At 64.9% G+C, this 26,277-nt stretch carries 24 protein-coding genes; 20 read left to right on the top strand and 4 right to left on the bottom strand.

Going from position 1 to position 26,277, the window contains the following annotated elements; all coding sequences use genetic code 11:
• Positions 1 to 29: 29 nt before the first annotated feature.
• From A3CW_RS0130275 to A3CW_RS0130265, 3 genes are read right to left on the bottom strand one after another with little or no spacing between them, the layout of a single operon-like run.
• The gene (locus tag A3CW_RS0130275) at positions 30 to 968 is read right to left on the bottom strand and encodes a DUF6282 family protein (protein ID WP_028206906.1); all 939 of its coding nucleotides are present in this window, start codon (positions 966 to 968) and stop codon (positions 30 to 32) included.
• Between the two features lie 20 nt (positions 969 to 988).
• Positions 989 to 1,765 (bottom strand): HpcH/HpaI aldolase family protein, encoded by a 777-nt coding sequence (locus A3CW_RS0130270; protein WP_245623778.1) that lies wholly within the window; start codon positions 1,763 to 1,765, stop codon positions 989 to 991.
• Complete coding sequence (locus tag A3CW_RS0130265; protein ID WP_028206904.1) at positions 1,762 to 2,163, bottom strand: cupin domain-containing protein; 402 nt, start codon at positions 2,161 to 2,163, stop codon at positions 1,762 to 1,764. The genes A3CW_RS0130270 and A3CW_RS0130265 overlap by 4 nt, the downstream gene beginning before the upstream one ends.
• 278 nt (positions 2,164 to 2,441) lie before the next feature.
• On the opposite strand from A3CW_RS0130265, the gene A3CW_RS0130260 reads away from it, so the two are divergent.
• From A3CW_RS0130260 to A3CW_RS0130250, 3 genes are all read left to right on the top strand, one after another.
• A complete protein-coding gene (locus tag A3CW_RS0130260; RefSeq protein WP_028206903.1) occupies positions 2,442 to 3,881 on the top strand; it encodes an NAD-dependent succinate-semialdehyde dehydrogenase in 1,440 nt (479 codons plus the stop codon).
• 11 nt (positions 3,882 to 3,892) lie between these two features.
• A complete protein-coding gene (locus A3CW_RS0130255; protein ID WP_028206902.1) occupies positions 3,893 to 5,506 on the top strand; it encodes a GMC family oxidoreductase in 1,614 nt (537 codons plus the stop codon).
• 115 nt (positions 5,507 to 5,621) lie between these two features.
• The gene (locus A3CW_RS0130250) at positions 5,622 to 6,971 is read left to right on the top strand and encodes an MFS transporter (RefSeq protein ID WP_028206901.1); all 1,350 of its coding nucleotides are present in this window, start codon (positions 5,622 to 5,624) and stop codon (positions 6,969 to 6,971) included.
• A gap of 72 nt (positions 6,972 to 7,043) precedes the next feature.
• Here the strand turns inward: A3CW_RS0130250 and A3CW_RS48035 are convergent, their stop codons facing one another.
• Complete coding sequence (locus A3CW_RS48035; RefSeq protein ID WP_051481806.1) at positions 7,044 to 7,859, bottom strand: IclR family transcriptional regulator; 816 nt, start codon at positions 7,857 to 7,859, stop codon at positions 7,044 to 7,046.
• Positions 7,860 to 8,062: 203 nt separating this feature from the next.
• Here A3CW_RS48035 and A3CW_RS0130240 point away from each other — a divergent pair, with 203 nt between their 5' ends.
• From A3CW_RS0130240 to A3CW_RS0130160, 17 genes are all read left to right on the top strand, one after another.
• On the top strand, positions 8,063 to 9,421 hold the full coding sequence (locus tag A3CW_RS0130240; protein WP_035514452.1) for an aminotransferase: 1,359 nt from the start codon (positions 8,063 to 8,065) through the stop codon (positions 9,419 to 9,421).
• Positions 9,422 to 9,570: 149 nt separating this feature from the next.
• Positions 9,571 to 10,941, top strand: a complete 1,371-nt coding sequence (locus A3CW_RS48030; protein WP_081771876.1) for an MFS transporter — start codon at positions 9,571 to 9,573, stop codon at positions 10,939 to 10,941.
• A gap of 13 nt (positions 10,942 to 10,954) precedes the next feature.
• Entirely contained in the window at positions 10,955 to 11,971 is a 1,017-nt protein-coding gene (locus tag A3CW_RS0130230) for a histone deacetylase family protein (protein WP_028206899.1), read from the top strand.
• Positions 11,972 to 12,061: 90 nt separating this feature from the next.
• Positions 12,062 to 13,105 (top strand): ABC transporter substrate-binding protein, encoded by a 1,044-nt coding sequence (locus A3CW_RS0130225; protein WP_028206898.1) that lies wholly within the window; start codon positions 12,062 to 12,064, stop codon positions 13,103 to 13,105.
• Between the two features lie 23 nt (positions 13,106 to 13,128).
• Positions 13,129 to 14,208 carry an ABC transporter ATP-binding protein gene (locus tag A3CW_RS0130220; RefSeq protein ID WP_028206897.1) on the top strand — a complete coding sequence of 360 codons (1,080 nt, stop codon included), beginning with the start codon at positions 13,129 to 13,131 and terminating at the stop codon, positions 14,206 to 14,208.
• On the top strand, positions 14,205 to 15,116 hold the full coding sequence (locus A3CW_RS48025) for an ABC transporter permease (protein WP_051481804.1): 912 nt from the start codon (positions 14,205 to 14,207) through the stop codon (positions 15,114 to 15,116). The genes A3CW_RS0130220 and A3CW_RS48025 overlap by 4 nt, the downstream gene beginning before the upstream one ends.
• A 1-nt stretch (position 15,117) precedes the next feature.
• Positions 15,118 to 15,930 (top strand): ABC transporter permease, encoded by an 813-nt coding sequence (locus A3CW_RS0130210; protein ID WP_028206896.1) that lies wholly within the window; start codon positions 15,118 to 15,120, stop codon positions 15,928 to 15,930.
• Positions 15,931 to 16,018: 88 nt separating this feature from the next.
• Complete coding sequence (locus tag A3CW_RS0130205; RefSeq protein ID WP_035514411.1) at positions 16,019 to 17,035, top strand: porin; 1,017 nt, start codon at positions 16,019 to 16,021, stop codon at positions 17,033 to 17,035.
• A gap of 261 nt (positions 17,036 to 17,296) precedes the next feature.
• Entirely contained in the window at positions 17,297 to 18,259 is a 963-nt protein-coding gene (locus tag A3CW_RS0130200) for a LysR family transcriptional regulator (RefSeq protein WP_051481814.1), read from the top strand.
• A gap of 138 nt (positions 18,260 to 18,397) precedes the next feature.
• The gene (gene leuC, locus A3CW_RS0130195) at positions 18,398 to 19,837 is read left to right on the top strand and encodes a 3-isopropylmalate dehydratase large subunit (protein WP_154678075.1); all 1,440 of its coding nucleotides are present in this window, start codon (positions 18,398 to 18,400) and stop codon (positions 19,835 to 19,837) included.
• A complete protein-coding gene (gene leuD / locus A3CW_RS0130190; protein WP_028206892.1) occupies positions 19,815 to 20,414 on the top strand; it encodes a 3-isopropylmalate dehydratase small subunit in 600 nt (199 codons plus the stop codon). Before leuC ends, leuD begins: the two co-directional genes overlap by 23 nt.
• Before the next feature lie 61 nt (positions 20,415 to 20,475).
• Entirely contained in the window at positions 20,476 to 21,540 is a 1,065-nt protein-coding gene (gene leuB, locus A3CW_RS0130185; protein WP_028206891.1) for a 3-isopropylmalate dehydrogenase, read from the top strand.
• Positions 21,541 to 21,579: 39 nt separating this feature from the next.
• Complete coding sequence (locus tag A3CW_RS0130180) at positions 21,580 to 22,686, top strand: ABC transporter ATP-binding protein (RefSeq protein ID WP_028206890.1); 1,107 nt, start codon at positions 21,580 to 21,582, stop codon at positions 22,684 to 22,686.
• 29 nt (positions 22,687 to 22,715) lie between these two features.
• A complete protein-coding gene (locus A3CW_RS0130175; protein ID WP_035514408.1) occupies positions 22,716 to 23,759 on the top strand; it encodes a polyamine ABC transporter substrate-binding protein in 1,044 nt (347 codons plus the stop codon).
• Between the two features lie 13 nt (positions 23,760 to 23,772).
• The gene (locus tag A3CW_RS0130170; protein ID WP_245623777.1) at positions 23,773 to 25,098 is read left to right on the top strand and encodes an ABC transporter permease; all 1,326 of its coding nucleotides are present in this window, start codon (positions 23,773 to 23,775) and stop codon (positions 25,096 to 25,098) included.
• Complete coding sequence (locus A3CW_RS0130165) at positions 25,095 to 25,922, top strand: ABC transporter permease (RefSeq protein ID WP_028206887.1); 828 nt, start codon at positions 25,095 to 25,097, stop codon at positions 25,920 to 25,922. The genes A3CW_RS0130170 and A3CW_RS0130165 overlap by 4 nt, the downstream gene beginning before the upstream one ends.
• A gap of 68 nt (positions 25,923 to 25,990) precedes the next feature.
• Entirely contained in the window at positions 25,991 to 26,263 is a 273-nt protein-coding gene (locus A3CW_RS0130160; protein ID WP_154678074.1) for a hypothetical protein, read from the top strand.
• The last annotated feature ends 14 nt before the right edge of the window (positions 26,264 to 26,277 follow it).

The raw sequence follows: 26,277 nt of genomic DNA, 5'->3' as shown, positions 1-26,277 counted from the left end.
CTCGTTCTCCGGTTGTGGCCCGGCGCGGTTCAGAGACCCATCAGCCGGGCGGCATTGCCCGACGTCATTTTACGGATGTCTGCGTCGCTGTACCCGATGTCGAGCGCCGTGCGGATCACACTGCGGAATCCGTCGCCGATGGTCGGGTTGCCCTTCTGGCCGAGATCCGAGCCGAGAATCGTCAGATCGACCGTGCCCGCCTCGATCACCTGGCCGAGGAATTCGGGGTCGTAGAACTTGAACTTGGAGCCCGGCACCCACATGCACATCGAGTGCTCCATGAACACACCTTCGCTCGCGAGCTGGCGCATATGGTCGAGCGTCGCGTCGACCACGTAGGTCGGGTGGTTCACGAGCAGGCGCTTCACGCCGCGTTTGCGCGCTTCCTCGAAGAGCGGAAAGATCTCCGAGATGTTGAGGTGGCCGCCCGAGAGCACCACGTCCGCCTCGGCGACCAGGTCGAGAATCGCGAGCACTTCGTCCTTGAGCTGGCCGTCGTCGTCAAGCACGGTCAGCGGGATCGGCTGCAGCATGCGCTGTGTCGTCTGCGGAAATTTCTGGTCGAACTGCTTGTCCTGGTGATGGTGCGCGATGTGGTTCTTCGAGGAGAACGTCGGCATCCAGACGAGATTCGCGCCGAGTTTCAGGCCGTGCTCGACGGCATGCACGTTCAGGCCGCCCACCGCATTGTTCAGCGGCACGCCCGAGAGCACCTGCACGCCCGAATCGGCGAAGTGCTTGTTGAGCAGGTACGAGACCGGCGTGCACGAGTAGTAGTGGTCCTTCAGCAGCACGGCTTTCAGGCCCGCCGCAGAGGCTTCGCGAATCGCCTCGATGTGGTCGAGATAGCGCGCCATCACGGAAGGGCCGCTATGGCAATGCAGGTCGATCGCCCCCTGCATGAGGCGGTCGATCTGCGCGTCCTGTTCGGCGGTGTCGTTGTCGTGTTCGAGAATGGTGTCGCTCATGGCAATTCCTTTGCGTTGATTCAGGTGGCGGCGCGCACGTGCTGCGCGGCCTGACGCCAGCCGGCGCGCATCATGGACTGATCCGAGCCGACGACGAAGAACGAGGCGCCGGCGGCGCGCCACGCGGGCACGCTCGCCGTTTCGCCGAGGAAGATTCCGCCGGCCTTGCCGGCGTCGACGGCCGCGTCGAGCGCGGCGCGCGTGGCGCGGGACACGACGGGGTCGTCGATATCGAAGGTGCGCAGCGAGACCGAGAGGTCGGCGCGGCCGACAAAGAGGCAATCCACGCCGTCCACGCCGGCGATCGCGGCGAGATGCGCGAGCGCATCCTCGTCCTCGATCTGGCAGATCACGCTCACGGCTTCGTCCTGCTGGGCGATGTGCTCGCGCATCGGCACCACGCCATAGTCGCCCGCGCGCGCCGAGTTCGAGAAGCCGCGCACCCCCTTCGCATAGCGTGTGCAGGCAACGATCTCTGCGGCCTGCGCGGCGCTGCGCACGTGCGGCACGAGCACGCCTTCGGCGCCCATGTCGAGCACTTGCAGCAACGTGGCAGGACGCGTGTCGGGTACGCGCACGAGACCCGCCACGCCGGCCGCGCGGCAAGCCATCAGGCAGGCGTCGAGATCGCCCGCGCTGAACGCGGCGTGCTCCGCATCGATCACGACGGCGTCGAGGCCCGCCGCGCCCGCCACTTCCACAGGCTGATAGTGGCCGGTCTTGATGAACGAGCTGACGAGCGTCGTGCCCGAGCGCAGGCGGCTGCGAAAGCTTTGCGGGCTCATCTGCGGGCTCACGCGGCGGCTCCGGCCGCTGCGTCCTTCGCCGCGAATTCGCCCGCCTGGTACTCGACCAGATGGCGATAGTCCTCGCGCAGCGGCGCGAACACGTCGAGGTTGAGCACGACCTCGTCGCCGATCGGCTCCGCGTAGTGCACCACGTGCGGCGGAATGCGGATCATCGTGCCGGGACCGCCTTCGATCACGTCGTCGTCCAGATGAAAGCGCACGCGGCCCTGCACGATGATGACGAGCTGCTCGAACGTGTGGCTGTGCGGGAACACCTGCATGCCGGGCGTGAGCCAGTTCATCACGCACATCACGTCGTCGCCGCGAAAGCCGACGCGTTCCACGCCCTTGCGCACCACTTCGCGCGGCAGGTCGTTCCAGTTGTGAAGCAGGTCCTGATAGTTCATCGAAGGGTGTCTCCCGCAAGTGGCGCGGCGCTGGCCGGACCGGTGCGCGCCGTGGTTTCGATTAAAAGAACAAGTTTTCGATGGGGAGAATCCTAGTTCCCGTTTGACGGGGCAGTCAAGGCTCGTGTGTCGCAAAGGATGTTGGGATTTACACCTGGCGACAAGTGCTTGACATTGCTTGAAACGTGCCTCTACGATGTGTCGGTGAAAAGAACGTCGTTTCTTTTAGAAAAACATGAAAGGGCAACGAAAGACGCCCGGCAGACATAGGACGCAACATGACGACATTTGAAACTCCCTTGCTGATCGACGGCGCATGGCGCGCCGGGACGCACGCGCAACGCGCGACGGTGCGCGATCCCGCGACGGGCGCTGCGCTCGGCGAGCTCACGCTCGCCAGCGAGCAGGACATGACGCTCGCGCTGGCGGCGGCACAGCGCGGCTTCGAGGTGTGGCGCAAGACATCCGCTTACGAGCGCGCCAAAATTCTCGTCCGCGCGGCGGATCTGCTGCGTGAGCGCGCGGAAACGATCGCGCAACTCATCACGAAGGAGCAGGGCAAGCCGTTGGCCGAGGCTCGTATGGAAGCGGGCGGCGCGGGCGATCACGTCGACTGGTACGCGGAAGAAGGCCGGCGCGCCTATGGCCGGCTGATTCCGCCGCGCCAGCGTGGCGCGCGCCAGATCGTGCTGCGCGAGCCGGTCGGCCCGGTGGCGGCGTTCAGCCCGTGGAACTTCCCGGTTTCGCAGCTCGTACGCAAGATCGCGGGCGCGCTGGCGGCCGGCTGCTCGATCATCGCGAAGGGGCCGGAGGAAACACCGTCGTCCTGTATCGAAATGTGCCGCGCGTTCCAGGACGCGGGCGTTCCCGATGGCGTGCTGAACCTTCTGTTCGGTGTTCCCGCTGAAGTGTCGTCGTATCTGATCCAGTCCGACGTGATCCGCAAGGTGTCGTTCACAGGTTCGGTGCCCGTGGGCCGCGCACTGGGCGCGCTGGCGGCGCAGCATTTGAAGCGCTGCACGCTGGAGCTGGGCGGCCACGCGCCGTTCATCGTCTGCGATGACGCCGACGTGGCCACCGCGGCGGCGCTCGGCGCCGGGCTCAAGTTCCGCAACGCGGGCCAGGTCTGCGCCTCGCCCACGCGCTTTTTCGTGCAGGCGGGTGTCTACGACGCGTTCCTCGACGCGTTCGCGAACCAGAGCGCGCGCCTCGTGGTCGGCGCGGGCACTGACGCGGGCACGCAAATGGGGCCGCTCGCCCACGCGCGCCGCGTGGACGCCATGGCGGCCTTCGTCGCCGACGCGCGCGAATGCGGCGCGACGGTGCGCACAGGTGGCGAGCGCATCGCCGGCAGCGAAGGCTTCTACTTCCAGCCAACCGTGCTCACCGACCTGCCCGACCACGCACGCGTGATGCACGACGAACCGTTCGGCCCGATCGCGGCTGTCCTGCGCTTCGAGACGCTCGACGAGGTGATCGCGCGTGCCAACGCGCTACCGTATGGCCTCGCCGCGTTCGCCTTCACGCGCTCGATCGCAACGGCCACGCGACTCGCCGACGATCTCGAATCCGGCATGGTGTCGATCAACCACTTCGGCCTCGCCGCGCCCGAAACACCGTTTGGCGGCTGGAAGGACAGCGGCTACGGCAGCGAGGGCGGCAGCGAAGGGCTCGACGCCTACCTGCAGCCGAAGTTCGTCAGCCAGGTCGGCATCTGAGCGGCGTGGCGATGGAAACGTTCGACTACATCGTGGCGGGCGGCGGCTCGGGTGGCTGCACGGTCGCGGCGCGGCTCGTCGAAGCGGGCTGCAGCGTGCTGCTGCTCGAGGCCGGTCCGCGCGACAACCATCCGTACATTCATATTCCCGGCACCTTCATCCGCGTGCACGGCACGCGGCGCACGTGGATGTACCGCACCGACGCGCAGGCGCATGTGAACGGCCGCGAGGTCTATATCCCGCAGGGACGCACGCTCGGCGGCGGCAGCTCGGTCAACGCGATGATCTATATTCGCGGCCAGCAGCAGGACTACGACGACTGGGCCGCCGCCGGCGCGACCGGCTGGCGCTTCGCCGACGTGCTGCCGTATTTCCGCCGCGCCGAAGGCAACCGGCGCCTCGGCGCGCCGCTGCATGGACAGCAGGGACCGCTCAAGGTCAGCGACGGCACGCATCGCCATCCTCTGAGCCTTGCATTCGTGAAGGCCGCGATGGAAGCGGGCGTGCCCTATACCGAGGACTTCAACGGCGCGAGCCAGGAAGGCGTCGGCTACTACCAGACCACGACGGATGCGGGCCGCCGCTGCAGCTCGGCCGTCGCCTATCTCGGCCGCGTGCGCGGTCAGCAAAGCTTGAGCGTGCGCACCGGCTACGAAGTCGAGCGGCTCGTGTTCGAAGGGCGCCGCGCCGTGGGGGTGATCGCGCGCGCCGACGACGGCAGCCGCCATGAATTCCGCTGCCGCGAGGAAATCGTGCTGAGCGCGGGCGCGCTCGCCACGCCGAAGATCCTGATGCTCTCGGGGGTTGGCGACGGCGTGCATCTGCGTGCGGTGGGCGTGGGCGTGCTGCACGATCTGCCGGGCGTCGGGCGCAATTTCCAGGACCATCTTTCGGCGTCGGTGTATGGGCGTACGCGTGAGCCGGTGAGCCTGCTCGGCCATGACCGCGGCGTGAAGGCACTGCGTCACGGGCTGCAATACGTCGCCGCGCGGCGCGGCTTGCTCACGTCGAACGTGATCGAGAGCGGCGCGTTCGTCGACGCGACCGGTTGCGGGCGGCCTGACGTGCAATTTCACGTCGTGCCCGCGCTCGTTGGCGACGTCGATCGCGCGCCGCCCGAAGGGCATGGCATTTCGGTGAATCCCTGCGCGCTGCGGCCCAAGTCGCGTGGCACGCTGCGCCTGCGCAGCGCCGATCCGCATGAGGGCTTCTCGCTCGACGCCGGCTTTCTTTCCGACGAAGACGATCTGCGCACCATGGTCGCCGGCGTGCGTTTCGCGCGGCGTATCATGCGCGCCCCGTCGCTCGCGGCCCTGCTCGACGGCATGCTCGTGCTGCCCGATTCGGCCGACGACGCGATCCCGCAGAACGTCTACGAAGATTACGTGCGATCGGTGGCGAAGACGGTATTTCACCCTGTCGGCACCTGCAAGATGGGAACGGACGCGCTGGCGGTCGTCACGCCCGACCTGCGCGTGCGCGGACTGGACGGGCTGCGTCTCGCCGACGCCTCGGTCATGCCGTTGATCGTGAGCGGCAACACGAACGCGCCGACGATCATGATCGGCGAGCGCTGCGCGGACTTCATGCTTGCGCAGCGTGCCGGAGCACGGCGCGCGGCCTGAAACCATACGCGGCGAGGAACGGACGCGGCCACAGAGCCGCGCTGTCTCCACCTCGACCCGGACAAGAAGACAAAATCCAATGCAAGGCAGCACAACACGCAGTTGAGGAGACACCATGAATCTGCTTTCCCGCTCAACGTTCGAATCCGCACGTGACTGGGCGCTCTATAACCGCGTCGCGCGGCGCATCCTGCCGTTCCTGTTTTTTCTCTACATCATTTCGTTTCTCGACCGCGTGAACGTCGGCTTCGCCAAGCTGCAGATGGCCGCCGATATCGGCCTGAGCGACACCGCGTTCGGCTTCGGCGCGGGCGTGTTCTTCATCGGCTACTGCATCTGCGAGATTCCAAGCAACCTGATGTTGCAACGCTTTGGCGCAAAGTTCTGGATCGCGCGCATCATGGTCCTGTGGGGCATCGTTTCGTCGTGCATGCTGTTCGTGCATAACCCGACTTCGTTTTATGTGCTGCGCTTTCTGCTTGGCATTTCCGAAGCGGGCTTCTATCCGGGCATCGTGCTCTATCTCACGTACTGGTTTCCGACCTACGCCCGCTCGCAGGCGATGGCGTATTTCAACCTGGGCATCGCGCTCGCGGGCGTGTTCGGCAGTCCGCTATCCGGCTGGATCATGCAGACTTTCGCGGGCGTATGGGGTCTTGCGGGCTGGCAGTGGCTGTTCCTCCTCGAAGGCTCGCCCGCGATCCTGTTCGGCATCGTCACGTACTTCTATCTCGACGACGGCCCGGGCAAGGTCCACTGGCTCAGCGCAGAGGACAACGCGCGCGTCACGAGCCAACTGAGCGCCGAGCGCGGTGCGAACGAGCGTGATGGCGCGCGCCACGACTTCGGTGCGGCGTTCACGAACGCGGGCATCTGGTGCCTCATTGTGACGAATTTCACGCTGCTTTGCGGCACCTATGGCGTGTCGTTCTGGATGCCCCAGATCGTGAAGAACCTCGGCATCGGCAATCTCTTCACGACGGGCCTGCTCGCCGCGGTGCCGTTCGCGGTGGCGGCGGTGGTCATGATCATCGTGAGCAAGCATTCGGACCGCACCAAGGAGCGTCGTTGGCATGGCACGATCGCGACGGCGCTTTCGGCAGCGGGGCTTGCGTTTAGCGCGTGCTTTCACACGCAACCGTGGCTTTCGCTGATCGGCCTGAGCGTGGCGATGGCTGGCGGGCTGTCGGGCTTCTGCGTGCTATGGGCGCTGCCGGGTGTGCTGCTGACGGGGCAGGCGGCCGCCGCGGCGATCGCGCTGATGGCGATGATCGGCAACCTGGGCGGCTATGCGAGCCCGCTCCTGATTGGCTACCTGCGCGACCGAACAGGGCATCTGGAAAGCGGGCTCTATGCGCTTGCGGCGGTGACGCTTATCGGCGCCCTGACGATGGCGTGCGTGCCGCAGTTGCGTCAGCGGCCGCGCACGGGCGAGCGCGCGATGATCGGCGATACGCCGGTTTGATGCGTCGCTCCGCGTGAAGTAACGGGAACGCGGCGCGCGCCTGCGCTGCCGCGTCCTTCGTTTGTTGTGCGCTCAACCGTTACCAGGTTCGCCGGCCAGCGCGGCGCGCAAATCACTGCCCTTGTAGCCGAGGTTCCACGAAATGCGCAGCGCCGTGCGCACGAGCGGATCGACGATCGCGGCCGGCGGCGCCTTCGGAATGTACTGAATGCTGCCGACGAGCGCGAGCGTGCCAACCGCGAAACCCGTGCTGTCGAGCAACGGCGCCGCCACGGCGCTGATGCCGAGCGTCTCGGCCTCGAATGCCACCGCGTAGCCCTTTTCGCGCGTTTTGCGCACGACCGCGTCGAGCTCCGCCTGCGACGTGATGGTGTGCGGCGTGTACGCTTTCAACTCTTGCCGCTTGAGCTGCGCGCGCAACTCGGGCTGGCCGAACGCGAGCGCGACATAGCCCTGCGCGTTCGCATTGAGCGCCAGATTGGTGCCCGGCCGCACGCCGATCTCGAGCGCTGCCTTGCCGACCACGGTGGCGAGCACGGTCAGTTCGCGCGCGCCCAGCCCAGAGAGCACGACCGACATCCCCAGCTCTTCGCGCAGATCGCGCATGGCCGTTTCCGAGGCGCTCAGCAAGTCGATGCGCGTGGCCGCCGCGCGGCTCAGCAAATACGCCTTCACGCCGGGCCGGTAGCGCGAAGTCACCGGATTCTGCGCCAGATAGCCGAGCTCCATCAGCGTCTGCAGATGGCGAAAGATGGTGGCCTTCGTGGTGCCCAGTTGTGCGGCCAGTTCGCTTACGCCGATTTCGTCGGTGGCGCCGACGACGCTTTCCAGAATGTCGAACGTCATCTGCACCGACTTGACACCGCTCTTGGTTTTTTCTTCGTCCATCTTCGGTTGATCCCCTTATGTGCGCCTTCCTGCGCACGTCCATGCACATATATCACAACGCCGCGCCGTAGCGTATCGCGAACCGCTCAGTTCGTACGCGAAAATACCTATGTTACGCGATACGTAACATGGTAACGTATATCGAAACGATGGCAGAGGATTTCAGGCGCTGCCGACCGCTCACGACTGGCATGGACATTCCGATGAACGCACTGAATCAACTCGATATCGACCACCACCTGCATCCGCAGACCAATCTTCGTCAACATGAACAATCAGGACCACTGATTATTGAATCCGGCGACGGCCCCTATGTCATCGACACGCAGGGAAAGCGCTATTTCGAAGGCATGTCGGGGCTCTGGTGCGCCTCACTCGGTTTCAGCGAGCAGCGCCTTGCCGATGCGGCGCATCGCCAGATGCAGAAGCTGCCCTACCAGCAGACGTTCGCGCACCGCAGCAGCCGCCCAGTGATCGAGCTGGCCGCGCGCCTGCTCGAACGTGCGCCCGCGCCGATGTCGAAGGTGATGTTCCAGAGCTCGGGCTCCGAGGCCATCGACACGGCCATCAAGCTCGTCTGGTATTACCAGGCGGCGGCGGGGCGGCCGGGCAAGCGCAGGATCATTGGCCGCCGGCGCGGCTATCACGGCACGACGGTCGCGGCCGCGAGCCTCACCGGCTTGCCGAACATGCAGACGGGATGGGGTTTGCCGCTGCCGGAAATGCTGCACGTCACCTGTCCGCACTTCTACCGCGAAGGCCACGAGGGCGAGACGGAGCAGGCTTTCTCCGCGCGGCTCGTGGACGAACTCGAGCAGTTGATTCTCTCGGAAGGCGCCGACACCATCGGCGCATTCTTCGCCGAACCGGTCATGGGCACGGGCGGCGTGGTGGTGCCGCCGGCGGGTTACTTCGAGGGCGTGCAGGCCGTGCTGCGCGAGCACGACATCCTGTTCGTGGTGGACGAGGTGATTTGTGGCTTCGGGCGAACCGGGCATTACTGGGGCTCACAGGCGTTCGGTCTTGTGCCCGATATGCTGACGTGCGCGAAAGGGCTTTCCTCCGCATATCAGCCGATTTCGGCGCTGATGGTCACCGAGCGCCTTTATCAAACGATCGCGAGTCAGACCGATGCGCTCGGTGGTTTCGGTCACGGCTTCACGTATGGCGGGCATCCGGTGGCGGCCGCTGTGGCTTTGGAAACGCTCGCCTTGTATGACGAATACCGCATTCTCGAACGCGTGGCGGCGACGGGCGCGCGCCTGCAACATGGGCTTCGCCAACTTGCGGAGCACCCGCTCGTGGGTGAGGCGCGTGGCATTGGCTTGATGGGCGCGCTCGAACTCGTCGCCAGCAAGGACACACGCGCGCCGTTCGATCCGCACATGCAGGTGCCCAAACGCGTGACGGATTTGCTGCAGGCACGCGGCTTCCTGCTGCGCGCGCTGGGCGCATCCATCCTGTTCGCTCCCCCGCTCATCAGCACCGAGGCGCAGATCGAGGCGCTGCTGGGGGCGGTGCGTGAGTGCCTCGACGAGGTAGCGCGCGGGCTGTGCGACTGAGTTCTGTCACGTTCCGGTTGACACGGGGATTTTGTCAACGGACGATGGATTGCATAAAGAAACGACGTAACGCATAACGAAACGAACGATCGGGCGGCGAGCGACGGTGGCAAGCGCGCGCCGGCCGTCCAACCTCGGATGGTAACCGCATGAGACTGTTGAGCCGCGCCAGCTTCGAGCGCGAACGGGACGATGCGCTGTACAACCGCATCGCCACGAAGCTGCTTCCCTACCTCGTCCTGCTGCTCGTCGTGTCGTTCGTCGACCGGGTCAACGTGGGCTTCGCCAAGCTGGAAATGGCGAGCGACATCGGCCTCAGCGATCTCGCCTACGGCACGGGCGCCGGGTTGTTCTTTCTCGGCTACTGCGCCTTTGAGATTCCCGCCAATCTGATTCTCCAGCGAGTGGGCGCGCGCCTGTGGCTCGGCGCAATCATGCTCGTGTGGGGCGTGATTTCGGCGGGCATGGCGTTCGTCAGCAATCCGCATCAGTTCTACGCAATGCGCGTGTTGCTCGGCATTGCCGAAGCGGGGTGCTATCCCGGCGTCATGCTCTACATGACGTACTGGTTTCCCGCGCGACTGCGTTCGCAGGTGTGCGCGATCTTCTTTCTCGGGCTGACCTTCGGCGGCATGCTGGGCGGCCCGCTCTCGGGCTGGATTCTTCAGTCCGCGCCGCAATGGGGCGGTCTGCGCGGCTGGCAGTGGCTCTTCATCATGGAGGCATTGCCGGCGATCGTGCTCGCACTGGTCACGTTCGCATGGCTGCCGAACGATCCGCTCGACGCGAAATGGCTGAGCCCGCAGGAACGCCGCGACGTTCACGCGGCGGCGCGCGGCGGCAATGGCGCGCATGCGGCGGACGCGATGCCGGGCCGCGTGTCGGCCGCGCTGCGCAGCCCCACGATATGGCTGATGGCGGTGGCGAATTTCGCGCTGCTCGGCGGCGCGTATGGCGTGAGCTTCTGGTTGCCGCAGATCCTGCGTAGCGCTGGGATCGCCAGTCTGCTGCACATCGGACTGCTTTCCGCGCTGCCTTATATGTTTTCCGGCGTCTGCATGGTGCTCGCGGCGCGCCACTCCGACCGCACACAGGAGCGCCGCTGGCATTCGATCCTGCCGATGCTACTCTCGGTGGCAGGCTTCTGGCTGGCGGGCGCGACGTCGGGCAACCTGGCGGACGGGCTGGTGGGCGGCCTCGCCGGACTCGTGCTCGCGGTCGTCGGCGCGCAAACGGCCTCGGGTGTGCTGTGGTCGGTGCCGGCGACGCTGTTCTCGGGCTCGGCGGCGGGCACGGCGCTCGCGATGGTGACGATCGGCGGCAATCTCGGCGGTTACGCGATCCCGTACATGATCGGCTATGCGCGCACGCTGGCGGGCGGCTTCGCGCCGGGCTTCTACGTGCTCTGCGCGGTGCAGGTGCTCGGCATGGCCGCGCTGCTGCTGATTCCGGCCAGCCGCTTCCGCATGGGCGAGGCGGCGCAAGAGGCGCGTGCGTTATCGCAGCGCAACGCGGCATAAGGGCGAACTCACGATGAAAGTCTTCTACTGCGAAAGCCAGCGGGGTCACGATCCGGCGTCGTTCATCGTGCATGGGCGCGAACTGGCATATACCGAGCAGCCCGCTCGCGCCGACGTGCTGCATGCCGCCGCGCTTGCTGCCGGCTGTGTCGCCTGCGTGCCCGACGATTTTGGGCTCAGCTCGGTCGAGCCGGTTCACTCGCCACGCTATATCGAGTTCCTGCGCGACGGCCTCGACGCCTGGCGGCGCGCGACCGGCGTGGCGGGCCCGATGGTGCCGAGTTTCCATCCGTTCGGCGAGGCGGCCGTCTATCCGGAGTCGATGGTTGGGCGCTGCGGATTTCATATGGCCGACACCACTGCGCCGATCGCGGATGGTAGCTGGCGCGCGATTCTGCGCAGCGCGCACACGGCCCATCACGCGGCGCACGCGGTCCTGGCCGGCGACGGCGTGGCCTACGCGCTGTGCCGCCCTCCTGGCCATCACGCCGAACGCGAGCGTGCGGGCGGATTCTGCTATGTGAACAACGTCGCGGTGGCCGTCGAGCAATTGCGCACGCGCTTGCGACGAGTGGCGGTTGTCGACGTCGACGTGCATCACGGCAACGGGCAGCAAAGCATCTATTACGCCGACCCCGACGTGCTGACTGTTTCGCTGCATGTCGATCCGGCGGTGGCGTATCCGTTTTTCAGCGGTGGCGAGGGCGAGCGCGGCCTGGGTAGCGCACTGGGCCGCAACCGCAATATCCCGCTGCCCAAGGGCACAAGCGACGACCCCTACCTTGTGGCGCTCGATACGGCCTGCTCGGAAATCGTCCGCTTTGCCCCCGATGCGCTCGTCGTGGCGCTGGGCCTCGACGCCTCGAAGCACGACCCGTTCGCCTATTTCCAGATCACGGAGCACGGCTTCGCGCGCATTGGCGCTCGCCTCGCGCAACTGAACCTGCCAACCGTGCTCGTGCAAGAGGGCGGCTATCTCGCGACGGATCTCGGCGAGAACCTGCGCGCCGTGCTGCGCGCGTGGTTCTAGCGCGCATTCGATTGCGCGCCGTTGACGGGGGATACCGATCGATGGCTCAACCATATATTTAGTAATACAAATTTAATTAAGGAGATGGAGATGAGAAATCGAACGAAGTGGATTGTCGCGTGTACGGCAGCGCTCACGGCGACGTCCGGCATCGCGATGGCGGGCGAGACGGTGACGTTCGCGGGCTATGGCGGCGCCTACCAGAAGGGCATGGTCGAAGGGCTCGCGCAACCCGCGGCGGCCCGGCTCGGCTATTCGCTCGTGCAGAACACCACGCCGGGCCTGACGGCGGTGCGCGTGCAGGTGCAATCGGGCAGTCCCGCATGGGATATCGTCAATCTCGGCTCCGACGAATGCGCGGCGGGCAGCACGCAAGGCCTGTTCGAGCCGCTCGACTACAAGCAGATCAAGACCGACGGCATTCCGCACAATGCCTATGCGAAGGACTGGATCGCGAGCAACTACTACAGCGTCGTGCTCGCGTATCGCAAGGACAAGTATGGCAACAACCCGCCACGCACGTGGCAGGACTTCTGGAATGTCAGCCGGTTTCCGGGTCGGCGCGCCATGTCGGACGCGCCGATCGAATCGCTCGAAATCGCCGCATTGGCCGACGGTGTCCAGCCCGACAAGCTCTACCCGCTCGACATAAACCGTGCGCTGCAGTCGATCGAAAAGCTCAAGCCGCATGTCAACGTGTGGTGGTCGAGCGGCGCGCAATCGGCGCAATTGATCGAGAGCGGCGAGGTGGACATGGAGATGATCTGGGGCAGCCGCCTCACGCCCGTGCTCAAGGACAACGCGCCCGTCGCGTATTCGAACGCGCAAACAATACTCGGCATGGGCTGCCTCGCGATCCCGAAGGGCGCGCGCCACGCGGCGGCCGCCCAGAAGATGATCGCGCTGATGACGTCGCCTGAATTGCAGGCGAACATTCCGCAGTATCTGGAAGGCTATGGGCCGACCAACGTGCATGCGTTCGACGTCAAGACGTTTTCGCCGCAGGCGCTCGCGGAGCTGAATTCCAGCCCGCAGAACCTCGAGCGCGCCGTGAAGATCGACGGCCGCTGGTGGGGGGCGGGCGAGAACCAGAAGGTGGCGACGGTGCGCTACAAAGCCGCCATCGCGCGCTGAGTCAGGACGAAACAGGGGTGAACATGAAGGCAACCGTTTCGATCCGAAGCGTGAGCAAGGCGTATGGCGCCACGAAAGTGCTCGACAACGTGTCGCTCGACATCGGCGCGGGCGAATTCCTGACGTTGCTCGGCCCTTCCGGCAGCGGCAAGACAACGCTGCTGATGGTGCTGGCGGGTTTCACGCGCGCGAGTTCGGGCTCGATCAAGGTGACCGGCGTCGAGCTGTTGACGATGCCGCCTCACCAGCGCGACATCGGCATGGTGTTCCAGAACTACGCGCTGTTTCCGCACATGAGCGTAGCCGAGAACGTCGGTTATCCGCTCAAGCTGCGCGGCGTGGAAGCGCGCGAGCGGCGCCGGCGCGTGGATGCCATGCTCGACGTCGTGCAGCTCGCAGGGTACGGCGAGCGCCGCATCGGCGCGCTTTCCGGGGGCCAGCGGCAGCGCGTGGCACTGGCGCGCGCGCTCGTGTTCGAGCCGCGCATCCTGCTTCTCGACGAGCCGCTTTCCGCGCTCGACAAGCAACTGCGTGACCGCATGCAGATCGAAATCCGCCGGCTGCACGAGCGCTTTGGCACCACGACCATCAATGTCACGCACGACCAGCAGGAAGCACTGACGATGTCCGACCGTATTGCCATCGTCAACGGCGGAACGCTGGCACAAGTTGGTACACCTGAGGAAGTCTACCGGCGTCCGCGCAACCGTTTCGTGGCGCAATTCATGGGTGAAACCTGCATGGTGCCGCTCAGGCGCGACGCACACGCGGCGTGGTTCGGCGATACGCGCGTCGCGCTCACGCCGGGCCGCGCGGGCGAGATGGGCGAACCCGGCGAACTGTGGATGGCGCTGCGCCCGGAATCGCTACGCATCGTAGAAACAGCCGACGACGATAGCCTGTGCTTCGACGCCGTGGTGAAGGACCACGCCTATCGCGGCGACGCGCAAATCGTGTATGCGGGTCTCGCGGATGGTCATGAAGTGAAGGTCCTGATGCCACCCGAGCCGGCGGCCAGCCGTGGGCGCCGATTCGCCCCGGGCGACCGTGTGAAGCTCGGGTTGCCGCGCGAAGATCTGGTGCTGGTCGGGGAGGCTGCATGAATCTCGCATCGAACGAAGCGCCGGTGGTCGGCGCGCCCGGCGCGGAGAACGAAGTCGCGCTGCGGCGCCTCGAGGTCACAGGACGGTTGCGCATGGTCCTGCTCGGCTTCCCGGGTCTTGCCGTTGTGGGCGTGCTGCTGGTGATCCCGTTCGCGTGGCTCATTGAAAAGTCCTTGCAGAACGACGCGGGGCAAATGTCGCTCGCGAACTATCGTGCGTTGCTGGACCCGATGTATCTGGACTCGGTGGCGACGACGCTAGAAGTCTCGTTCGCGGTCACGCTGGGCGCGGTGCTGATCGGCTATCCCGTGGCGTATCTGCTTTCGCAGCTGCCGCGCCGTATCGCCGGCATGCTGCTCGTGGCCGTGGTGCTGCCGTACTGGACCTCCACGCTGGTGCGCACATACTCGTGGCTCGTGCTGTTGCAGCGCAATGGCGTGGTGAACGAGTTTCTGGTCGGTCACGGCCTGGTGGGATCTCCGCTGCACCTGGTCAACAACTTCACAGGCGTGGTCATCGGCATGGTGCATGTGATGACGCCGGTGCTCATCATGCCGCTCTACGGGGTAATGCGTTCGATCGATCCGGGTCTCATGAAAGCCGCGGCGAGTTGCGGAGCCACGCCGCGCGCGGCGTTCTGGCAGGTGTTTTTCCCGCAGACGCTCAACGGCCTCGCCGCCGGCATCGTGATGGTGTTCGTGATCTCGCTGGGATACTACGTCACGCCGGCCTTGCTGGGTGGCGGCAACGTCAACGTGATGGCGATGCAGATTCAGACCACGCTCGCGACCGAAGGCGACTGGGGGCTCGTGAGCGCGCAGGGCGTGGTGCTCGTTCTGATCGCGCTGATCGCTTCGTGGCTCGTGCGGCGCATCGCTCACGTGGTGGCGCCGAGGGAGGCAAGCTGACATGCAAATGATCGCTACCGACACGCAGATCACCCACGCGCAACGCGCCTGGCTTTACCTCATGTGTGCGCTGGTTCTGGCGTTTCTCGTCGTGCCGTGCCTGCTCGTCATTCCGATGTCGTTCTCTGCGGACAGTTTTCTGCACTTTCCGCCACACCGGCTGAGCCTGCGCTGGTATCGCAGCTTCCTCGCCTCCGACGATTGGCTGCATGGCGCATGGGTTTCCACAGAGGTTGCGTGTGCAACTGTCGTGCTCGCGACCGCGCTCGGCACTGCGGGCGCTTACGCGATTCGCCAACTGGGCGGCAGGTTCGGCGGCGCCATGCGGGCCGTGTTCATGCTACCGATGATCGCGCCGGTCATCCTGATCGCCGTGGGGGTGTTCTTCGTATTCGCGCGCGTGGGGCTGAACAACTCGCTGGGTGGTCTCGTGCTCGCGCATACCTTGCTCGCGCTGCCTTATGTGGTGGTCACGGTGGGCACGGGGCTCGAAACGTGCGATCTCACACAGGAAATGGTGGCGCGCAGCCTCGGCGCGGGGCGCCTGCGGGCGTTCTTCGAGATCACGTTGCCACAGATTGCGCCTGCGATCTACTCGTCGCTGCTGTTCTCGTTCATGACCTCGTTCGACGAGACCGTGATCGTGCTGTTCATTTCCGGCGGCGACACGTCGACCTTGACGCGACTGATGTTCGAGAATATCCGCGACCAGCAGGACCCGACGATCGCCGCGATTTCCACGCTGCTGATTGTGATCTCGACGGCGGCGCTGATCGCCGCGCAGCGACTGTCCGGAAACAAGCGTAACGATTGATCCGGCGAATCGGCCGCCGCGCGGCGGCCGGGTTCAGTTTTTTGTGCGCCTCCCTTACTTTGATAACCGGTAATGCATTCAACCGACCATGAAAATTAGGACTACATTTTTATTGCTGGCAGGTGTCTACGCGTGTAACGCGCACGCGCAATCGAGCCTCACGCTATACGGGATCGTCGACGAATTCGTGCAATACGTCGATACGGGTTCGGGGTATACCGCGGCCATGGGTTCGAGCGGCCAGTGGGCGAGCCGCTTCGGCGTGCGCGGCAAGGAGGATCTTGGCGGAGGCTACGCCGTCAACTTCGTGCTCGAAAACGGCTTTGCGCCTACCACCGGTGCGCTTGCGAGCGCGGGCAGTCTGTTCAATCGCCAGGCGTGGGTCGGCCTCTCCAGCGACTGGGGGCAGGTGCGTGCGGGCCGCCAGAATTCACCGCTATTTATCGACGAAGGCCGCATGGACGCGTTCGGCGCCGTCACTCAAGCCTCAGGGCTCGACAACATCACGACCTATGAAATTCGCACGAGCAATACGATTTCGTATTTGACGCCGTCGTTTCACGGGCTGAAGGGCAGCGTCTATGTTGGGCTTGGCAACGCGGGCGGCCTGCGCGGAACCGGTGCGAGCTACCAGTTCGACGTGACCTACGATCAAGGACCGTTCTCGGCGTTCGTCGCCGGCCAGGCCATACGCAATACAGACAACGCGCCGACAGATCGGACGATCCTCTCCGGCGTCTCCTATGCGATCGGCAAGTTCACGATCTACGGCGCGTACACGTGGGCCAAATGGGACGAGTTGGCGCTCGACGCCAACACTTATGGCGTTTCGGTGGGGTATACGATCAACCCGTTCAACTATTTCGCCGTCGGCTGGGCGCAGTTGACGGACCGCACTTCAGCCGGCAACGGCGCTCGCCAGTTCAGCGTTATGTATAACCACGAAGTGTCGAAGCGGACGAACTTCTATGCAGCAGTTTCCTTTCTACAGAATCGCGGCCAGGCCAGTTACACGCTGGCCGGCGCGGCGAATGCCGGGTTGCCGCTGGCGTATCCCGGCGCGGACGCGCGTGGCGTTCAGTTAGGGTTGGTACATCGCTTTTAACCATTGGAGGATAGGTCGGTGCAACGTGTGCCAACACAGGCACACGTTGCGTCGCGATGGGCGCTCCGGTAACCAATTGCGCACTGACGTACGTTTCGCCATGAGAGCACGGGCCGTCAAGAGCTGGTTACTTCGGTCACACAGAATATTGGTTGCCTACAATCTGTGGTTCCTGATCTGTCATGGCGGGCACGAGAACTATCGTGAAGTTGAGTGCTCTGCCAGCTGCACGCGCATCATCACCCGGACGTCGCGAAGAATATGCTTAAGAACCAGCCTGTAAACGGCGGCCATGAGACCAGTCCGTCGACACCATTCCGTAGCCAGCTCCTCTCGCGGCTCGACCTCGTGACGCTACGGCTCTTCATCGCCGTCGTGGAGGAGGCGAGCATCGCGAAAGCCGCCGAGCGCGAGCACTTGGCGCCGTCGGCGGTCAGCAAGCGCCTTGCGGATCTCGAACTCGCGCTTGGGGTGCCGCTGCTTGAACGGCATCGCCGCGGCGTGACGCTGACGAGCGCCGGTGAAGCACTGCTCAGTCACTCTCGCCGTATCCTGCGCGATCTGACCCGGCTCGAAAGCGAGATGACGGAATTCACCGCCGGGACGAAAGGCGCACGCGGGCATATTTGTGCGTCGGCGAACGAGTCGGCGCTGTTCGGTTTTTTCCCCGACGCATTGGGGCGTTTCATGCGGGATTACCCGAACGTAACGGTCGAACTTCGGCCAGATACGAGCACCGGCGTCGTTCACGCGGTACGCGAGGGCGCAGCCGATCTCGGCATATTCTGGGGCGATCAGCCGGTCGACAATCTCGATGTGATGCCCTGCTATGTGGACCGGCTCGTGGTCGTCGCGCCGGCCAACCATCCGCTCGTCGGACGCCGGAACCTGCGCTTCGAAGAATTGCTCGATTACACGCTCATCATGCAGGAGCCCTATAGCTCGATCCAGGCGCTCGTCGAACGGCTCGCGCGCGAGGCGGGCCGGGTGTTGCGATCGCGTATCCGAGTGGCTGGTTTCGATGCTGTGTGCCGGATGGCGCAGGCAGAACTCGGCATCGGCATCGTGCCGGACTATTTCGTCACCGGCCGCGCGGCAGCCATGCACATCGCGGAGATTCCACTCGACGAGCCATGGGCAAGCCGCCTCCACAAGCTCTGCATCCGCCAGGCCGAGGAATTGCCGACCGCGACACGGCTGCTCGTCGACTTCCTTACCGCTTGACGATGCTGCAGCGCGGCAACGCCTGCCATCGCGGTTGACGCATCGTGGGTTCCAAAATACGTCTTCAGCCGTATTTTTGAGGCACGCAGACTGTGCTCCATTGGTACCGACCACTCGGCGGTACGGCAAGGAGCCTGTGTGATTTCTCCCTCGACATCTGCGCGCACGTTGTTCGACAAGCTGTGGGACCGGCATGTCGTTCACGAGCGCGACGACGGACACACGCTGATCTACATCGACCGGCATTACGTCGGCGACGACCTGCCGCGTGACACGTTCGACAGCCTCGCGCGCAAGGGGCTGCGCGTGCGGCGGCCGGAGGCGACGTTCGCGATGGCCGACCACTATGCGTCCTCGCGCGGCCGGACGATCGCCGATGTCGTCGATGACGACCGGCGCGAACTAGTCGAGCGGCTGATTCACTTCACACGCGACCAGGGCGTGCCGATGTTCGCACTCGACGATCCGCGCCACGGCATCGTGCATGTGAGCGGCCCGGAGCAGGGACTCACGCTGCCGGGCATGACCGTGGTGTGTGGCGACAGCCATACGTCTACGCACGGCGCGCTCGGAGCGTTCGGCTTCGGCATAGGGGCATCGGAAGTCGCGCACGTGCTGGCGACGCAAACGCTGTGGCAGCGCCGCCCGGCCACCATGCGCGCCGCGTTCACGGGCCGCCTCGCTGCCGGCGTGACCGCCAAGGATCTTGCGCTTGCGATGATTGCGCAGATCGGCGTGGCAGGCGGCGTCGGGCACGTGGTCGAGTACGCGGGCGAGACTGTAGACGCCTTGTCCGTTGAAGCGCGCATGACCCTTTGCAATCTGTCGATCGAGGCGGGCGCCCGCGCCGGCTTGATCGCCCCTGACGAAACCACGTTTGCGTGGCTGCGTGGCCGCGCCTTCGCGCCGAAGGACGCTGAGTGGGATAGCGCGGTCGCTGGCTGGAGAACCTTGCGGACCGACGTCGGTGCGGCGTTCGCGCGCGAGGTGTACCTCGACGCTTCCCGAGTCGCGCCCATGGTCACCTGGGGGACGAATCCTTCACAGTCGACGCCGATCGACGGAACGGTGATCGATCCGGCGGACATCGGTGACGCCGCGCAGCAGGAGCGCACGCTTGCCGCGCTCGACTACATGGATTTGCGGCCCGCACAGCCCATGGAGGGAATCGCGATCGATCGCGTTTTTATCGGCTCCTGCACTAACGGCCGCCTCGAAGATCTGCGCGCGGCGGCAGCCGTGCTGGGTGGCAGGCAGGTTCGCGTTCCCACGCTGATCGTGCCGGGTTCCCGTGCGGTGCAGAACGCCGCGGTAGCAGAAGGCCTCGACCGCATTTTCATGGCGGCCGGCGCGGAGTGGCGTGAGCCGGGCTGCTCAATGTGCCTCGCGATCAACGGCGACGAAGGCCTTTCCGGCGAACGTATCGCATCCACGACCAACCGCAATTTCGTCGGGCGCCAGGGGCGAGGCGTGCGCACGCACCTGATGAGCCCCGGTATGGCTGCAGGCGCCGCCGTTACGGGATATATCGTCGATTATCGGGAGTTGCTGCGCGATGCAACCGTTGACCACGTTTGAGGCCGTGGCGGTGCCGCTGCCCGCCGCCGACATCGACACCGACCAGATTATTCCGGCCCGCTTCATGCACGCCCACCGGCGCGATTACGGACGCTACTTCTTTCACGATCAACGGTTCGATCCGCAATCCGGCGAGGTTCGCCCGGATTTCGTGCTGAACCGACTCGACTACGCGAATGCCCAGATCCTCGTGACCGGTCCGAACTTCGGCTGCGGTTCGTCGCGCGAGCAGGCCGTGCACACGCTATTCGATTTCGGCATTCGTGCCATTGTCGGGACCACCTTCGGCGATATCTTCTTCAGCAACTGTCTGAAGAACGGCGTCTTGCCGATCCGGGCGGACGCCGCATTCGTCGCGCACGTATGCGCGTGGTTGACCGATCGACCCGGGGCGCGGGTCAAGGTCGATCTGCCGGGGCAACGCGTGGTCGCGCCCGACGGCAAAACGGTTGCGTTCGACATCGACGCTTTCTCGAAAGAAGCCCTCGTCGATGGTCTCGACGAGATCGACATCACATTGCGACTCGCCGCGAAGATCGACGACTTCGAGCGTCGCAATGGTCCCGGTCAAACGTAGACCCGATCCGGGTGGCAGTCCCTCTCGAGCATACAGACTGAAACTTGACATAGGACGACGAATGAAAATCGCAGTGCTCCCCGGAGACGGGATCGGCCCCGAAGTGACGGCGCAGGCGCTCAAGGTGCTGCACGTGCTCCTGAACGAAGGCATGCCGTTCGAATTCGAGCAGGCGCTTATTGGCGGCTGCGCCTACGACAGCACTGGCCACCCGCTGCCGCAAGCGACAAGGCAACTCGCCCACGAAGCCGACGCGATCCTGTTCGGCGCCGAAGGCGGCTTCGAATATGAGACGCTGCCGCGCGGTCTTCGTCCCGGCGACGCGCTGCTCACCTTGCGCCAGGAGTTGCAGCTCTTTGCGAATTTCCGGCCGGTGCTCGCGTATCCGGAGTTATTCGGTGCCTCGCCGCTGAAATCGGCGCATATCGACGGACTGGACCTGTTGATCTTGCGGGAACTGACGGGTGACCTGTATTTCGGCAGCCCGCGTGGTGTGACGGTAGAGAACGGGATGCGCGTGGGCGTGAACACGATGCGCTATGACGAACTGGAAATACGACGAATCGCGCACGTCGCATTCCGCACCGCACGCAAGCGTCAGTCGCGCGTGTGCTCGGTGGACAAGGCGAACGTGCTCGAAGCGATGGAACTCTGGCGCGAGGTGATGGACGAGGTCGCTCGCGACTATCCCGACGTCGCGCTCGAACACCTCTATATCGATGCCGCTGCGATGTCGCTGCTGCGTACCCCCCGACATTTCGACGTGATCGTGACCGGCAATCTGTTCGGCGACATTCTCTCGGACGAGGCGTCGATGCTCACGGGCTCGATCGGCATGCTGCCGTCGGCGTCGATCGGCGAGGGAACGAAGGGGCTCTATGAGCCCGTGCACGGATGCGCGCCGGACATTGCCGGGAAGGACATTGCGAATCCCCTGGCTTCGATCCTTTCCGCGGCCATGATGCTGCGCATGAGCTTCGACGACGATGCCGCCGCCACGCGTATCGAGCGCGCGGTGCGCCGGGTTCTCGCCTCCGGTTACCGCACGGCGGACATCGCCGAGCCGGGAACGAAGCGGGTGGGCACGGCGCAGATGGGCGACCTCGTCGTCGCGGCGATGTCCTGATCGCGTGTGCAAGGTGGATTCCGTAACAAGGAGGCCGTCATGATCAATGACCGCAAGCCGCTAGTGCGATTTCGTGGCGTAGGCAAGAGCTACGACGGCGTTAATCGGGTGGTGGAAGGACTCGATCTCGACATCTACGAAGGCGAGTTTCTCTCGCTGCTCGGACCGTCCGGGTCGGGGAAGACCACGTGTCTCATGATGCTGGCCGGTTTCGAATCGCCCACCGAGGGCGAAATCTGGCTCGGTGACACGCTGCTGAACGTCACGCCACCACACAAGCGGAACATCGGCATGGTGTTCCAGAACTACGCACTGTTTCCGCACATGACGGTCACGCAAAACGTCGCCTATCCGCTGACGGTGCGCAGGGTAGGCGCGGCCGAACGGCAGGCCGCCGTCAAGCGCGCCCTGGACATGGTGCAGATGAGCCAGTACGCCATGCGTTTGCCGGCAAGTCTATCGGGCGGCCAGCAGCAGCGTATTGCGCTCGCGCGTGCGCTGGTGTTCAACCCGCGCCTCGTCTTGATGGACGAGCCGCTCGGCGCGCTCGACAAGCGTCTGCGCGAGCACATGCAGATCGAGTTGAAGGATCTGCACGCCAAGCTTGGATTGACGTTCGTCTACGTGACGCACGACCAGAGCGAAGCGCTCACGATGTCCGACCGGGTGGCGGTGTTCGACACCGGGCGCGTCCAGCAGATCGATCGCGTCGATGCGCTCTATGAAACGCCGGGCAACGGCATCGTCGCGAATTTCGTCGGCGACACCAATGTCTTCGTTGGCCGCTTGCTGTCGCTCGATGGCGAGAGGGGCGAAGTCGGTCTGCCGGGTGGTGAAGTGCTGACCGGCAGGGTGATCGGCGCGCCGCGCGTTGGCGACACGGTGCGCGCCTGCGTGCGTCCGGAACGGATCGCGTTGGGCGAGCAGGCGAGCGCGGAGGGCGCAGACGCGGCGGTCAACACGATGCAGTCGCGATCGGAGGGGACGCTGTATTTCGGCGACCACGTTCGCTTCCGGTTCTCCGTGGCCGGGCAGGGTTCGGGGTTCGTCAAGGTGCCGCTCGACGACGCGGGCCTCGGCAGGATAGGGAACGGCGACGCCGTGGTACTGCGTTTTGCCGAACGGCACGTGCGGATCTTCGCTTAACGCATTTTCAATCAATCGGGGGAGACATCATGCGTAATACTCAATGGGTTGGCGTTGTGGCAATCACATGCGCGCTTCAATCGCTTTCCTGCGGCGTTCTCGCGCGGCCGCTCGCGGTCGTCAACTACGGGGGCACGCTGGCCGATGCGCAGCAAAGCGCATTCATCGCACCGTTTCAGGCCGCTACGGGCATCGACGTGACAGCGACCTCGTATTCGGGCGAACAGGCGAAGGTCAAGGCGATGGTCGACGGCCACCAGGTGAGCTGGGATGTCGTGGAGGTCGAATCGACCGACGTTGGCCGCGGCTGCGACAGCGGCATGTACGAACGCATCGACTGGTCGAAGATTGCGGATAGCGGTCAGCTCGATCATGCCGCAAAGACGCGCTGTGGCGTGGGCATCTTCGCGTGGGCGAATACGTTCGCGTACAACACGAAGCTGCTGAAGACGGCGCCTGCTAGCTGGGGGGACTTCTGGGACACGAAGAAATTCCCGGGCAAGCGCGGCATGCGCAAGACCGCGCGAGGCAACCTCGAATTTGCGTTGATGGCCGACGGCGTGAAACCGGCCGACGTGTACAAGGTGCTGGCTACGCCCGAAGGCGTCGACCGCGCATTCCGCAAGCTCGACGAACTGCGGCCGAACATCCAGTGGTGGGACGCGGGCGCGCAACCGGCGCAGTTCCTCGTGTCCGGCGACGTCGCCATGTCGACCGTCTTCAGCGGCCGGATCATTACGGCGCAGAAAGCCGGCCAGCCGCTCGACCTCGTCTGGAACGGGGCGATCTCGGACTATGACTACTGGGTCATCCCTAAGGGCTCGCCGATGAAGGACGATGCGCTGAAGTTCATCAACTTTGCAAGCGGCGTCGATCAGCAGGCCGCGTACCTTGCGAAGCAGCCCGGCGGCCCGGCGAACACCCAGGCGCTCGCGAAGATGACACCGGCGCAACTGAAGAACCTGCCGAATACGCCGGAGCACGCGAAGGTCGGCGTCGTGAACGACCGCGAGTTCTGGGACGAGCACGGCGATGATCTCGACCAGCGCTTCGCCGCCTGGGCCGCGCGCTGAGCGAGTGGCAGCCATGTCGAATCCGTCGGGCGCTCAGGAGATGGGAACGGTGATCGACGGGCCGGAGCGCCCGCCCGTGGCCGCTCGCCCGCGCGTGGCGCGCAAGACGCGCTCGCGTGGTGATGTGGGCGGCGCGCTGCTGCTGATCGCGCCGCTTGCGTTGTTCATGCTGGTCTTCTTCATCGTGCCGATCGCGAGTCTGTTGACGCGGGCCGCGTGGGACCCGGCGGTCGCGGTGGCGTTCCCGGCCACGGCACGGGCGCTGGCCACGTGGGACGGCGTGTCGGTGCCGCCTGCGGCGGCGTTCAGCGCGCTAGCGGGCGATATCGTCGCCGCAGACGACGCGGGTACGCTCGGCGACGCGACGGAGCGGCTCAACCGCGACGTGCCCGGCATGCGGCTGCTGCTGATGCGCACGCGCCGCCACCTGGACCAACTCGCCGAAAGTGCGGGGCCGGTAGCAGCGGCCCGCGATGCCGGCGCCGCGAAAGCGGATCTGGTTCAGCTCGACACGCGCTGGGGCGAGGCGCAAACGTGGCAGGCAATCGGGCGTGCGGTGCAGCCTTTGACGGGTGTCTATCTGCTGCGCGCCGTCGACAGCCATCTCGACGCCAACGGCAGTGTCGCCATGCTGCCTCCCGATCAACGCGTCTTTCTGCCGATACTCGGGCGCACCTTCGGGATCAGCGCAGTGGTGACCGCGCTCGTCGTCGTATTCGGCTTTCCGCTCACCTACTGGCTGAGCAGGCTTCCCGTGGCGAGGCAGCGGCTCGTGCTGATGGCGGTGTTGATCCCGTTCTGGACGTCGATTCTCGTGCGCATCGCGGCGTGGATGGTCGTGCTGCCGCGCGAGGGCGTGATCAACCGGCTGGCGCTCGCCATGCACATCGTCAATACGCCGCTCGACCTTATCTACAACCGCACGGGCGTCGTCATTTCGATGGTGCACATCCTGATCCCGTTCATGGTCTTGCCGCTGCACGCGGTCATGCGAGGCATTCCACCCAGCTATCAGCGCGCCGCAGTCTCGCTCGGTAGTCATCCATTCAGCGCGTTCTGGCGCGTCTACGCGCCGCTCACGGCTCCCGGGGTCGCGGCGGGTTCGCTTCTCGTGTTCGTGAGCGCACTGGGCTACTACATCGCGCCGGCGCTGCTCGGCGGAGCGGGCGACCAGATGCTGAGCTACTACATCGCTTATTTCACGAATACGTCGATCAACTGGGGTCTCGCCGCCGCGTTGAGCGCGCTGCTGCTGATTGCGACCGCATTGCTGTTCGTCGTCTACCGGATGCTCATGGCAGGGCGCCGGCACATGTTCCGGGAGGCGGCGACGCTATGAGATTCATGCCCGCTTTCGAGCCGTCGGCAGGTTTGCCCGAGAAAGTCTGGTACGTTGCGTTACGCGTGCTCTGCTATGGGTTGCTCGCGTATCTCGCACTGCCCATTGTTGCGCTGGTGCCGCTGTCGTTTTCGGCGGACTCGTTCCTCGTGTACCCGGTGTCGCACTGGTCGCTTCACTGGTATCGCGTGCTGTTCACATCCGATATCTGGTGGCGTGCAATCCGCAATAGCTTCATCGTCGCGCCGAGCGCCACAGTGCTGGCCACCGTGCTCGGCACGCTTTGCGCACTCGGGCTCGACCGCGCGAGTTTTCCGGGCAAGCGACTGCTGACCGCGATGATTCTTTCTCCGCTCGTCGCGCCGCTGGTCGTGGTCGCCGTCGGCATGTATCTGTTCTACATGAGGCTGCATCTCGCGGGAACGTTCGTCGGGCTCATCATCGCGCACGCGTTGCTGGGCGCGCCGTTCGTAGTGACGACGGTCAGCGCGGTGCTGAAGGGCTTCAACAAGACGCTCGTGAACGCGAGCCTGAGCCTCGGCGCCGGACGTGTGGAGACGTTTTTCCGCGTAACCCTGCCGCTGATCCTGCCGGGCGTACTCGCCGGTGCGTTGTTTGCATTCGCCACGTCGTTCGACGAAGTCGTCATCACGTTGTTTCTCGCCGGCCCGGATCAGGTCACGATACCGCGGCAGATGTTCAGCGGCATTCGCGACAGCATCACGCCGACGATCGTTGCATTGGCGACGATCCTGGTGCTGTTCTCGACCTCCCTTCTGGTCGTCGGAGAATGGTTGCGTCGCAAATCTGCCGCTGTTCGCTAGTCGGCTAGTTCGCGTTCACTTCTTCTCCTTTGCTGGCAACCATCTACCGACTCGAATCCGACGAACTCATGAGCATGCTGCCGTTTCCGCAACGCATCGACACACTCCGGACCGCCTTCGTCGAAGGCGGAGATATCGCACTGCGCCATGTTCACGTGCTGGGCGAAGGCGCGCGCGCAGGCACGTCGCTGCCGACGTCCGCTTGGGACGACAGCGGCGACTACGGCGTCAAGGTCGTCAATATCTATGCGGGCAGCCGGGCGCGTGGCCTGATTCTTGGGGGGCTGCCCCAACGTTTGGAAATGACTCAGACAGGCCCTGTAACTTTTACAATGCAGTGAAAGTACGCTCACAG

Origin of the sequence: Paraburkholderia nodosa DSM 21604 (assembly GCF_000519185.1) — a bacterium.
GTDB lineage: Bacteria > Pseudomonadota > Gammaproteobacteria > Burkholderiales > Burkholderiaceae > Paraburkholderia > Paraburkholderia nodosa.
The sequence above is the reverse complement of the archived record's forward strand: the minus strand, read 5'-3'. Positions and strand labels throughout refer to the sequence as shown.